General features: G+C 41.9%; 11 protein-coding genes, 1 tRNA gene and 1 other annotated feature. Of the genes, 7 read left to right on the top strand and 5 right to left on the bottom strand.

Going from position 1 to position 12,290, the window contains the following annotated elements:
• Window positions 1-197: 197 nt before the first annotated feature.
• Complete coding sequence (locus ACJROX_RS00105; RefSeq protein ID WP_408008830.1) at window positions 198-1,274, bottom strand: bifunctional 3-deoxy-7-phosphoheptulonate synthase/chorismate mutase; 1,077 nt, start codon at window positions 1,272-1,274, stop codon at window positions 198-200.
• A 219-nt stretch (window positions 1,275-1,493) separates the two neighbouring features.
• Window positions 1,494-1,711, top strand: a binding site (T-box leader).
• Window positions 1,712-1,763: 52 nt separating this feature from the next.
• Between ACJROX_RS00105 and aroC the strand changes: the two genes are divergently transcribed.
• From aroC to aroA, 4 genes are read left to right on the top strand one after another with little or no spacing between them, the layout of a single operon-like run.
• Window positions 1,764-2,930 (top strand): chorismate synthase, encoded by a 1,167-nt coding sequence (aroC, locus tag ACJROX_RS00110; RefSeq protein ID WP_408008831.1) that lies wholly within the window; start codon window positions 1,764-1,766, stop codon window positions 2,928-2,930.
• A 30-nt stretch (window positions 2,931-2,960) separates the two neighbouring features.
• Window positions 2,961-4,055 (top strand): histidinol-phosphate transaminase, encoded by a 1,095-nt coding sequence (hisC, locus tag ACJROX_RS00115; protein WP_408008833.1) that lies wholly within the window; start codon window positions 2,961-2,963, stop codon window positions 4,053-4,055.
• Between the two features lie 13 nt (window positions 4,056-4,068).
• Window positions 4,069-5,169 (top strand): prephenate dehydrogenase, encoded by a 1,101-nt coding sequence (locus ACJROX_RS00120; protein ID WP_408008834.1) that lies wholly within the window; start codon window positions 4,069-4,071, stop codon window positions 5,167-5,169.
• Window positions 5,170-5,179: 10 nt separating this feature from the next.
• Entirely contained in the window at window positions 5,180-6,466 is a 1,287-nt protein-coding gene (gene aroA / locus ACJROX_RS00125; protein ID WP_408008835.1) for a 3-phosphoshikimate 1-carboxyvinyltransferase, read from the top strand.
• A gap of 212 nt (window positions 6,467-6,678) precedes the next feature.
• Here aroA and ACJROX_RS00130 read toward each other — a convergent pair whose 3' ends face one another.
• The 3 genes from ACJROX_RS00130 to ACJROX_RS00140 form a co-directional block, all read right to left on the bottom strand.
• A complete protein-coding gene (locus ACJROX_RS00130; RefSeq protein ID WP_408008836.1) occupies window positions 6,679-7,350 on the bottom strand; it encodes a deoxynucleoside kinase in 672 nt (223 codons plus the stop codon).
• Complete coding sequence (locus tag ACJROX_RS00135) at window positions 7,347-7,988, bottom strand: deoxynucleoside kinase (protein WP_408008837.1); 642 nt, start codon at window positions 7,986-7,988, stop codon at window positions 7,347-7,349. Before ACJROX_RS00135 ends, ACJROX_RS00130 begins: the two co-directional genes overlap by 4 nt.
• A gap of 195 nt (window positions 7,989-8,183) precedes the next feature.
• Window positions 8,184-9,581: a PhoH family protein gene (locus tag ACJROX_RS00140; protein WP_408008838.1), complete on the bottom strand. Its 1,398-nt coding sequence runs from the start codon at window positions 9,579-9,581 to the stop codon at window positions 8,184-8,186.
• A 388-nt stretch (window positions 9,582-9,969) separates the two neighbouring features.
• Here ACJROX_RS00140 and ACJROX_RS00145 point away from each other — a divergent pair.
• A tRNA-Arg gene (locus ACJROX_RS00145) sits at window positions 9,970-10,045 on the top strand.
• A 227-nt stretch (window positions 10,046-10,272) separates the two neighbouring features.
• Window positions 10,273-10,641 carry a hypothetical protein gene (locus tag ACJROX_RS00150; RefSeq protein ID WP_408008839.1) on the top strand — a complete coding sequence of 123 codons (369 nt, stop codon included), beginning with the start codon at window positions 10,273-10,275 and terminating at the stop codon, window positions 10,639-10,641.
• A 299-nt stretch (window positions 10,642-10,940) separates the two neighbouring features.
• Here the strand turns inward: ACJROX_RS00150 and ACJROX_RS00155 are convergent, their stop codons facing one another.
• On the bottom strand, window positions 10,941-11,138 hold the full coding sequence (locus tag ACJROX_RS00155) for a small, acid-soluble spore protein, alpha/beta type (protein WP_408008840.1): 198 nt from the start codon (window positions 11,136-11,138) through the stop codon (window positions 10,941-10,943).
• A gap of 429 nt (window positions 11,139-11,567) precedes the next feature.
• On the opposite strand from ACJROX_RS00155, the gene ACJROX_RS00160 reads away from it, so the two are divergent.
• Window positions 11,568-12,119 carry a hypothetical protein gene (locus ACJROX_RS00160; protein WP_408008841.1) on the top strand — a complete coding sequence of 184 codons (552 nt, stop codon included), beginning with the start codon at window positions 11,568-11,570 and terminating at the stop codon, window positions 12,117-12,119.
• The last annotated feature ends 171 nt before the right edge of the window (window positions 12,120-12,290 follow it).

Raw genomic sequence — 12,290 nt, forward strand, 5'->3', positions numbered from 1 at the left:
AAAGCAGTCAATTTTAAAGGGAGACGCAAATATGGTGAAGATCTGCTCATAAATTTGAAATTTGGCTCATAAATTTCTGCTTATAAACCAATAATCGGCTTATAAATGAGGAAATTCGGCTTATATTCCATTTGAATCGTCCTGAACCCAATAAAAAACAGCGCTGAAATCAATTTTCAGCACTGTTTCATGAAGGATTAGACCTGAACCGGTTGGATTGCTTTTAACTTATGCATGAATTCGATAAATTCAGGGATATCCATTTGTTGTGCGGAGTCCGAAAGTGCAACTGCTGGATCCGGATGAACTTCCGCCATAATGCCATCTGTCCCGATTGCAAGCGCAGCTTGAGCTGCTGGGAGCAACAAGTCTTTCCTTCCTGTCGAATGGGTGACGTCTACCATGACTGGTAAATGCGTCTCCTTTTTCAAAATAGGTACAGCCGATATATCGAGCGTATTCCTAGTCGCTCGCTCGTAAGTCCTGATGCCTCTTTCACAAAGAATGACCTGGTCATTTCCCGTGGAGATGATGTATTCTGCTGCGTACATGAACTCTTCAATTGTTGCAGACATACCACGCTTTAAGAGAACCGGTTTATTGACTGAACCAGCAGCCTTCAATAAGTCAAAGTTTTGCATATTTCGCGCACCGATTTGGATTACATCGACATAATCCAATGCCTGTTCAAGGTCATTCGGATTCATGATTTCACTGACGACAGCAAGGTTGAATTCATTAGCGACCTGACGTAAAATTTTCAGGCCTTCAAACCCCAGACCTTGGAAATCATATGGGGAAGTCCGCGGTTTGAATGCCCCCCCTCGTAACAAGGTCAGTCCTTGATCCTTCATCGCTTTTGCAACCTGACGAACTTGCTCATAACTTTCAACAGCACAAGGCCCAGCCACGAAACGTGGATTTCCATCACCGATCATTTCACCTTTTACATTGATGACCGTATTTTCAGGTTTCCGTTTTCTGGACACGAGCAATGCTTTACGGTTATCTTCCTTCTGCAGTTCTAAGCTCGCTTTGAAAATGGTCTTGAAAATATGTTGAAGTGTGGATGTTTCAAATGGTCCATTGTTGTTTTCTGAAATCAGGTTTAGAAGCCGACGTTCACGCACGGGGTCAAAGCGGTTAATGCCCTGAGCTTCTTTAACTTTGCCGATCTTCTGTACAATTTCTCCTCGTTGGTTGAGAAGCTCTAAAATCTTCATGTTGACATCTTCAATTTCTGTACGCAGTACCTCTAATTCATTCGACACCATTTCTCCACTCCTTTGATTGATTTTTCAGATTTCGAATATTGTTTACGACTTTATATGAAAGGATATAGTTATGTCAACAGGAAATTTTTTAAAAATTTTACGCTTTAAACCGCAAAAGCAACTGTACCAATAATGTAAGCGTATCCATAAAAATATTATGAAAATTTGTTCTTTACAAAGTTCGCATCCCATGTTAAAACTTAATATAACTTTAAATATTCAAACGCAATGACAGGATACAAGTAATGTTGATCTCCCTGTACAAGAGAGCTGATGGTTGGTGCGAATCAGCACAAAGATGAACATGAATTACACCCTCGAGCTTCTTTTTTGATCATTTATCGATTTGATTGAGAAAGACGGTAATGCCGTTAACCGAATGAGTGACGGAATAATTCCGTAATAAGGGTGGTACCGCGACTTCAATCGTCCCTGCTGATATAAGCAGGGGCGTTTTTTTTATTAATTTCTTAGAAAGGGGTTGATGGTGTGAGATACCTGACAGCTGGTGAATCTCATGGACCGCAATTGACAACCATCATCGAAGGAGTCCCATCAGGCCTATCTTTGGTGAAAGAAGATATAAACAATGAATTAGCTAGAAGACAAAAAGGATACGGCAGAGGTAGACGAATGCAGATCGAGCGGGATCAGGCGAACATCCTGAGCGGGGTTCGCCAGGGATATACGCTGGGATCTCCTATTACGCTTACTGTTGAAAACCGTGATTTCCAACATTGGAGAAAGATCATGGGTGCTGATCCAATTGAAGATGATGAAGATGTGAAGCGTCAGATTTCAAGGCCTCGTCCAGGTCATGCTGATTTGAACGGAGCGATCAAATACGGACACCGTGATATGCGGAACGTACTGGAACGTTCTTCGGCTAGAGAAACGACAGTCAGGGTCGCAGCAGGGGCGTTGGCGAAAAAGATCCTCGCAGAGTTAGGCATTAAAATTGCTGGCCATGTGGTGGAGATTGGCGGAGTTAAAGCAGGCCAAGTCTCTTATGAGTCCATCGAAGAAATGCAGAAAATTACAGAAGAATCTCCTGTTCGCTGCTTGGACCCGGAGGTTGGAGAAAAAATGATGCGAGCGATTGACGAAGCAAAAGAAAATGGAGATTCCATCGGCGGGATTGTTGAAGTGGTAGTAGAAGGCATGCCGATCGGTGTCGGAAGCTATGTCCATTATGACCGTAAATTGGATGCGAAATTAGCCAGTGCTGTTATGAGTATCAATGCCTTTAAAGGTGTTGAAATCGGTATCGGTTTTGAAGCTGCTGAAAAACCAGGAAGCCAGGTGCATGACGAGATTTTGTGGGACGAGGCGGAAGGTTATACGAGAGGAACGAACAATGCCGGTGGGTTTGAAGGCGGGATGACAACCGGAATGCCTGTTGTCATACGCGGGGTGATGAAACCGATCCCGACGTTGTACAAACCGCTTCAAAGTGTGGATATCGATACGAAAGAGCCTTTTAAAGCAAGCATCGAACGTTCTGACAGTTGCGCCGTTCCAGCAGCAAGCGTGGTGGCAGAAGCGGTTGTGGCCTGGGAACTGGCTGATGCGATCGTTAGCCAATTCGGAAACGACCAAATGGAGAAGATCAAGGAGAATGTGAAGCGACATCAAGATCAAGCGAAAATGTTTTGATGATCACAAATGAGCATAGGAGGAGATCCAATGAAAGTGAAAAAGCAGATGTTGTCTCTCAAGGCTTATGAACCTGGTAAATCAATTGATAATGTGAAAAAGGAACTCGGTCTTACGAAAATCGTGAACCTGGCATCGAATGAGAACCCATTCGGATGTTCAAAAAAAATCCAAGAAGCCTTACAAGCGATCTCCAATTATGCCCGTTATCCGGATAGCAGGGCTGAAGATTTGAGGGAGAAGGTGGCAAACCATCTTGGGGTAAATGAAAATCAGCTTCTTTTCAGCAGCGGACTGGATGAGATGATCCAGATGATCAGTCGTTCTTTGTTATTTCCAGAAACGAATGTGGTCATGGCTTCCCTTACGTTCCCTCAGTTCCGTCATCATGCAGTGATAGAAGATGCGGAAATCCGTGATGTCCCTTTGAAAGAAGGTCGACATGACTTGGAAGGCATGCAGATTGCAGTCGATGAACAAACAAGTCTCGTCTGGATCTGTAATCCGAATAATCCGACAGGAACTTATGTAAATGAAACGGAGTTAAGAAGCTTTTTGGAAAAAATTCCGAACGATACGATCGTCGTTCTGGATGAGGCTTATTATGAATATGTCACTGCCGAGGATTACCCGGATACAATGAAACTCATTTCTGAATATGATAATTTGCTCGTTCTTCGGACATTCTCTAAAGGTTATGGTTTAGCCGCTTTCCGTATCGGCTATGCAATTGGCCATGAAGAGCTTATGAGGAAACTTGATATTGGACGATTACCTTTCAATACATCAAGATTCGCACAGATTGCTGCACAAGCAGCTTTGACCGATAAGGAGTTCGTAAAGGAAAGCTCAGAACGTAACTTTGAAGGTCTCCAGCAATTTTATGCTTTTTGTAAAGAATATAAAGTTCCTTTCTATCCCTCACAAGGAAATTTCATTTATATCGAACCTGATAAAAAACCAGAGGAACTTTTCCAATACTTAATCCAGCGAGGCTATATCGTCCGTCCTATCAAAGATGGGATCCGCATTACAGTAGGGACGAAAGAAGATAACGAGGGCCTGATCAAGTTATTGAAAGAGTTCTTGGTGAATGGTACATCGAATATCAAACTAACATCATAAGGAGACCAAGACAGTGAAGAGACGTGTTTTGCTCATTGGGGTCGGATTGATAGGAGGATCTTTGGCGCTTTCGATCAAAAAAGAGCACGATGTACAAATCATCGGCTACGACCCTAATGAAGAAAATTGTAAGCTTGCGAAAAGCCTTGAGGTGATTGACGACCATTCGTCAGACCTTCAAGGTGAAGCCGAACAAGCGGACCTGATCATCCTTGCAGCCCCTGTCGAAGAAACGATCAAGCTGCTGGATGATTTCAAGGATTACCAGTTTAAACAAAATGTCATCATAACTGATGTGGGGAGTACAAAAGTACACATCGTAAGAAAAGCAGAGCAATTGTATGATAGAGGTGTCACTTTCATAGGCGGTCATCCGATGGCGGGCTCACATAAATCCGGGGTCGGCAGTGCGAAGCTCCACCTGTTCGAAAATGCTTTCTATGTCTTGACGATCTTTCCAAAGACACCAGTAGAACAAGTTGATGCTCTGAAAGACTGGTTTAAGGGAACAAAGGCGAATTTTCAAATCATGGAGCCGGAGGAGCATGACCTTATCACCGGGATCATCAGCCATTTTCCACATGTAATGGCCGCGAGCCTCGTCCGACAGGTAAAAAGCCATGCCCATCGGAACGAGCATGTGACCAGGTTAGCTGCAGGCGGATTCCGGGACATAACAAGGATTGCCTCGAGCAGCCCATCGATGTGGCGCGATATCGTACGGCACAACCGTCAAACCCTTTTATCCTTGCTCGATGAGTGGGAAAAGGAAATGGAAGGTGTGAAAAGATTAGTAGCCCGTGGCGATAGTGAGGAGATCTATGATTATTTCGTAAGTGCTAAGAAATATCGAGATTCAATGCCGACAGGTTCGAAAGGAGCAATCCTTGCTTTTCACGATCTGTATATAGACGTAGCCGACCATGTCGGGGTCATCTCGGATGTGACTACGATATTAGCCGAAGAAGAAATAAGTATTACGAACATCCGCATCATTGAAGCAAGAGAAGATGTATATGGGGTGTTGAGGCTTAGCTTCCACTCAGATGAAGACCGGCAACAGGCAAAGGCTTGTTTAGAGCGGCACCAATACCAAACGTATACGACGATGTAGGAGGGCGCAGATGAAAACGTTAAGTAGATTGGATCGTACAGGTTTGGCAGGAACCATTCGAGTACCCGGCGATAAATCGATTTCCCATCGAGCCGTCATGTTCGGCTCGATCGCTCATGGAAAGACAGTGGTGGATGGATTTTTACCAGGCGAGGATTGTTTGAGCACCATCGACTGTTTCCGTAAATTAGGAGTAGAGATCCAGCAGGAAAATGATCATGTTGAGATCAATGGGAATGGAATCGAGGGGCTTCAAGAACCGAAAAACATTTTAGATGTCGGAAACTCAGGTACGACATGCCGACTATTGTTAGGGGTATTAGCCAATACTCCGTTCCATTCTTGTGTGATCGGTGATGATTCTATAGCGAAAAGGCCGATGAACCGGGTGACAAACCCATTACGGGAAATGGGTACGAAAATTGATGGTCGTGACGACGGAAACTATACACCGATCAGTATCCGCGGGGGAAATCAAAAGGCGATCGACTATGTGTCACCTGTCGGCAGTGCCCAGGTAAAATCGGCTGTGTTATTAGCCGGATTACAGGCGGATGGGACAACGACCTTGACTGAACCTCATCATTCAAGGGACCACACTGAGCGTATGCTGAGAGCGTTTGGATGTGAGGTGGAAGTAAAGGACTTGACCGTCTCATTAAAAGGAAAACAGGCACTCACAGCGACACATATCGAAGTACCTGGAGATATCTCCTCAGCAGCTTTTTACCTGGTGGCTGGTGCAATTGTACCGAATAGTAACCTTACCATTGAAAAAGTGGGGATCAACCCGACGAGAACAGGAATCCTTGATGTTTTGCAAGAGATGGGTGCAGAGGTAACCGTCGCTAATCAACAAACGGAAGCAAGTGAACCTTTTGCCGATGTACACATCAAAGCTTCCTCATTGGAAGGGATTGAAATCAACGGTGAGTTGATTCCGCGATTGATCGATGAGATTCCGATCATTGCACTTGCAGCTACGCAAGCTAAAGGAACTACCGTGATTAAGGATGCAGCTGAGCTGAAGGTGAAGGAAACGAATCGGATCGATACGGTCGTGAATGAACTGAAAAAGCTAGGGGCCAAAATCGAAGCGACAGAAGATGGGATGATTATCCATGGAAAAGCGGATTTGGTTGGCAACACTGTAGATAGCCATGGTGACCATCGGATCGGAATGATGCTTGCGATTGCATCCTGTATAGCAGACGGAGAGACGATTATCAAAAACAGTGAAGCCGTACACGTTTCTTATCCGACATTTTTTGAACAATTGCAACAACTGAGGAAATGAGATATCTATAAAGAAAAGCTGATCCTGAAAGGAGATCAGCTTTTTTGCAAGATAAGCTCTGTTATATTTCATGGTTTATATTCACGAATTTCACTCCCTTTCCGCGTGCGATCCGCAAGTCTCCTCGCTCGTTCCTCGCTGTGGGTCTTGCCTGGCTCGCTTTTCCGCAGGAGTGTCGTGAATTTCCTGAAAACCAAATTACTTTTCTTACGTTATACATGCTGCAGATTTTTGTTTCCGTTGATCGTTTCACCAATGCGCTTTAAGATCGGCTCGACGGATGAAGGGTCTTTAAAGAAATCGTAATCGTTGATATTGACCTTCAACACTGGACATGTTGTAAAATTGTTGATCCAATTTTCATAACGCTCATGCATTTCTTCCCAGTAAGCAATTGGTGTCTGCTGTTCCATGGGACGTCCGCGAAGTTTGATGCGATCAATGATGTCCTGAAGGCTGCCTTCGATATAGATCAATACATCAGGATGAGGGAAGTAAGGGGTCATTACCATCGCTTCGAATAGGCTTGTATACGTTTCATAATCGATGTTCGTCATCGTGCCTTTTTCATGATGCATCTTGGCGAAAATACCTGTATCCTCATAAATGGAGCGGTCCTGGACGAATCCACCGCCTTTTTCAAACATTCTTTTTTGCTCTTTAAAACGTTCTGCTAAGAAATAGATTTGCAGATGGAAACTCCAACGTTCGAAATCTTGATAGAATTTGTCCAAATAAGGATTGGTATCCACCTTTTCCATCGATGTTTCAAAGCCAAGGCTGTCGGCAATCGCATTCGTCATCGTCGATTTACCGACACCGACTGTACCGGCTACAGTTATGACGGCATTTTTAGGAATCTTGTATTTCTCGAGGGCGTTCATTGCTTCACTTCCTTCTTATGAAAAGTCTCTTCAACCACCTTTAAAATTTCGGAAAGCTGGTCTTGGATCTGGACAAAGTCGATCTTGTCCCCGTCGATTGTCAATACAGGTATTTCAGGATGAAGCTTTTGGAACTGGTACATAAAGATTTCATAATCAGAAGATAATTGCTTTAAATAATCTGGGCTGATATTCTTCTCTATGTCTCTCCCTCTAAGTGATATACGCTTAAGTAATGTTTCCAAACTTGCTTTTATATAAATCACCATATTCGGCGCAGGCATATCCTTCGTGATGATCTCAAAAATCTGCATGTACTTTTGGAAATGGACTTCTTTCAGCGTCCGCATTGCAAATATTCGATTTTTGAAGATATGATAATCGGATACGACTGGCTTTCCATGCTTTAAATATAACCGTTCAATATCTTCAAGCTGCTTGAATCTGTTGCAGAGAAAGAACATTTCTGTCTGAAAGCTCCACTCTTCGATATCATCGTAAAATTTACCGAGAAATGGATTCTCTTCAACGATTTCTTTAAGAAGATGATATTCAAATTCCTCACTGATCGCTTTGGCTAAAGATGTTTTACCGACACCGATAGGACCTTCCACTGCGATGAAGGGAGTATTATCCATAAAAGTGCCTCCTATGTACGAAATAGACAAATACAATTGTAGCATATACCGTCATATATCGACAGGCTCAAAAATGAAAAACAGACCTCTAAAAAAGTGTCCGATTCCTCATTGAATGGATTATATGCCTTGTAAGTACAAGGCATATAATCCCCTTGAGAGTGAGGTAATCAGATACTATAGAGCCGCGGAAAATTATAAATATCGAGCTGCTTTTTCAGCCAGGTTCGATCGTTCTGTCCTCGAAAGACGAATAATCCCAATTTCTTCTTCGCATTTCAGCCTTTCAATCGTATAGGTAAGCCCGTTATTTACTGAATCCAGGTAAGGATGATCGATTTGGTCGGGGTCACCGACAAGGACAATCTTTGTTCCTTTACCGACACGGCTGACGATCGTCTTAACTTCATGCTTCGTCAGGTTCTGTGCTTCATCAATGATTATGAACTGGTTCGGAATGCTGCGCCCTCTGATATACGTCAATGCTTCGACTTCCAGGTTCAGTTGTTCGATTTCTTTTTCAATCTTCGGTATTCCGCCGTTTTTATCATTTTTCTTATTCGAATCCGGATCGATGTTGAAAAGCTGCTCAAGGTTATCAAAGATCGGCTGCATCCATGGCCGGAGCTTTTCATCCTTTTCTCCAGGCAGATATCCGATATCCTTGCCCATTGGTACGATTGGACGTGCAACTGTAATTCTTGAGTAATGTTTCATGTCTTGTGTTTCATGCAGCGCAGCAGCCAGTGCAAGCAAGGTTTTTCCTGTACCAGCCTTACCGATTGCACAAACCATTTCTACCTTCGGGTCGAGCAGCAATTCCAAAAACATCCGTTGCTCGACATTTTTTGGCCGTAAACCCCAGATGAAAGAATCATCATCTGTGTAATAAAACGGTCTGAAGACCAAACGGTTCGTTTTTTTGAGGACCCGTCCTACAGCGGATTGGTTCGTTCCAGCATTACTTTTCAGCAATAAGAAATCTTGTGGATTCACTTCAGTTTGAAGGTATTCGGATAACTGTTCAAGAGGAAGTTCATGGTTAGCATGAAAAGCATTGATGAATTCAGGGGGCACCTGAAGTTCGTGGTAACCTTTATGAATCGTGAGGGAGCTCTCAACGAGACGGTCATTTTCATATAATTGCGCCATGAAATTAGGTGTGTTGTGTGTCTTCTTCAACGCGTCGGCTTTTGCAATCAATAGAATATCATTAGAAACTAACACAATATCACGTTCAGGTTGTTCAATTGCAATATTAACCGCAACTGCAAGAATTCGATTGTCATTCGAATCCTCATTGAAAATACTCTTGATGTTTTCAAAAGAGCGGTGATTCAACTCAATGACGAGTGTTCCACCGTGATCAAGTGGGAAAGGCTCATGTAAACGGTCTTTATATTTTTCACGTAAAGTCTTATACTGCCGGCCGAACTCCCGAGCATTCCGGCCCACCTCATCTTGCAGCCGTTTTTTTGAATCGATTTCTTCAACAACTACAGCTGGGATGACGACATCATTACCTGCATACTTAAAAATTGAAGCAGGGTCATGTAAAATAACATTTGTGTCCAAGATATAGATCTTGTTCAAGGATCCAACCCCTCTCGAGAATGACTAGTATACACGCTATAATTATATATTCGATTTTACACCTATCTTTACCTTTAATATCGGTTAAACTCATGGAAATGAATAGCATGAGAAACGATCTGGTAAAATCATCAATCCATTATATTTAGCGGATACCAGCTTTCCTTATATCATATGAGGCAAATCACTTTTCGGTATAGATTCCATCAAACATTTGTGTGTAAAATTTTTACAATCCATCATAACCGATGACGAAAAGGTCAGATTAGGTATATAATCATTTATATGTCTTTGATGTCCTCTTCATAAGTAAACATTGAAATTCTCGCTCATTCATTTACGTGAGGATGTTTTCGGATTATAATAGAGAGTACGGTCAGTGTTAAATGGCCCCGTAGCTCAGTGGATAGAGCGTCGGTTTCCTAAACCGTGCGTCGCAGGTTCGATTCCTGCCGGGGCCGCCATAATAAATGTTAGTTTACTTCAACACAATATCAGTCTTTAAAAGCATGTAATTTCACTAAGAAATGAACACGCTTTTTTTGTTTGTTTTTAATGTGATAAGGATCCAGCCCTTGTTCAGGCTTACTTCCCGGTTACTAAACCTTGAAATTGTATTGATTAGGCCATACATATTTCTGTTATAATGGAATAATATATGTATCAGATAATTTATAGGGGTGTAGGGTAATTGGTAACAAATGATGTTTTCATGAAATTGGTGGAAGTGGCTGAAAAAATGGATTGTAAGGTTGTGTTCGGTGGGGATAAGAAGATCAGCTTCAACCCTAATATGACAATAACTGTTCCGCTATCCACCACCTTGGAAAACGCGTATGCACTTGCCCATGAAATCGGCCATCTGATTGATTACAAAAACGGGGAACTGGATCATGATAGTTGGTTGAATGATTGGTCTTATCGGGTTACTGTAGAAATGAGTGCCTGGGTTCACGCCTACAAGCTTCTAAATAAGCTGGGCATTCCAACCGATGGATATCATGCGCATGTTGAAAAAAAGCTTTCGACCTATTTTCAACATCATGAAGTAGTAGTATAAAGGTATTTAAATGGGTGTGTCTAAAGTAAAAAATCATAGGAACCAGGACACCTTCTGAAGAGAAGGTGTTTTGTAGTTGGTTTAATGGAATTTTTTTCTAATAATGTTACGATATTAAAAAAGCTTTTAAACGCAGAGGGGTAGCTTATTTAGTCCATATAGTATTTTTGAAGAAAAAGAATACATATAAGGAAATATAACGAATCGAAGAATTTTAGAATAATAAATAAAAAGGGCCACCTTATTTATAAGGATTGACCCTTTTCCCAAGAGGAGGCGCTAGCAAGATAGAAACGGGATTAACGCCCGCCGCCTAATTGTGCTTGCGCTTGTTGAACTAGACGCTTAGTGATTTCTCCACCAACAGAACCGTTTTGGCGAGAACTAGTGTCTGGTCCAAGTTGTACACCGAATTCAGAAGCGATTTCAGTTTTCATTGCGTTGATCGCTGCTTGTGCACCTGGTACCACTAGTTGTTGGTTGTTATTTTGTGCCATGTCAATTCACCTCTATTCTACTAAGAGTAAGTGGAGGTATTTACCACTTATGGTTATTATGATTAGAGACGGTTTTTTTATTCCATTCATCATGAGGTAAATATAGGAAAAATCCGTATATTGCGAAGGGAAGTCCACGGAAAACGAACTATAAAAGATATGAGGTGATCTAAGCGTCTCTTTCATTAAGAAGGCGTTTTTATTTTATTGCTAAGGAATCCTTGACTTGCTATATTTAACCAAGTTGTCTTTATTTGTTCCACATGAAACATTTCTTTTCGACCGCCCTTCACTACATTCTCTACATTGAAATCCCCGAATGGGTACATTCCATTTGCAGATTATTTTGAATTAATTAACTAATTTACAATCAATTCCAATTTCGGTAAACTATCTCTTGCTAGTAAATCACATAAGGGGGATAAAATGATGAAGAAACTTTTAGCTTTTTCGATGCTTTTTTTGCTCATGTTTGCTGCAGCATGTGGAAATGACGACTCAGCAACAGGCACAAATGATGAAGGTGAAGAAAAGGTTGATCAGACAGAAGTGAAATCTTCCCTATTGGATTTCCAACTTGAAATCATCAAAGTTTTAAAAGAAAATCATAAACCGTTTGCAGAATTTGAGGCGGTCAAAGCCCAAATGAACGACTCAGAAGTTGCTGAGGAAGAAAAGCCTTCTGAAGAAGAAGCTCAAGCTGCAATGGATGCTGCAAAAGAGGCTGGTCCTAAAGCTGCCGAAGCACTCCAAGGAATGGAGATTCCTAGTGAGCTTTCTCAATACGAGGAAGATCTTCAATCAGCCCTGGATGATGCCGCAAAATCATATGAAAAACGTGCGGAAAATGTATCACTTGAAGAGCAAGAAGGTGCACAAGCAGAAGCAAATGAATTGTTTGTGAGTTTTGAAAAGAAATTCGGTAAACCATTTGAAGATCTTGATTTGTTAGCTCCTAACTTTAAACCAGAACTCGAATAATATACCATTCAAGTAGCTGTCCAAAAGAAAAGTGTCAGACACCTCCAACACAACATGTGTCAAAAAGTTGTTAAGAACGGAGACACAGACACTTATAGGACAGCTGCTTTTATTTAGAAAAGGGATAAGAAATTTTTGTTTCAAAATGACAGTATTAAGGAATTAACTTTA

The sequence above is a fragment of the Pseudalkalibacillus sp. A8 genome (assembly GCF_045920555.1).
In the GTDB taxonomy this organism is placed as follows: Bacteria; Bacillota; Bacilli; order Bacillales; family Fictibacillaceae; genus Pseudalkalibacillus.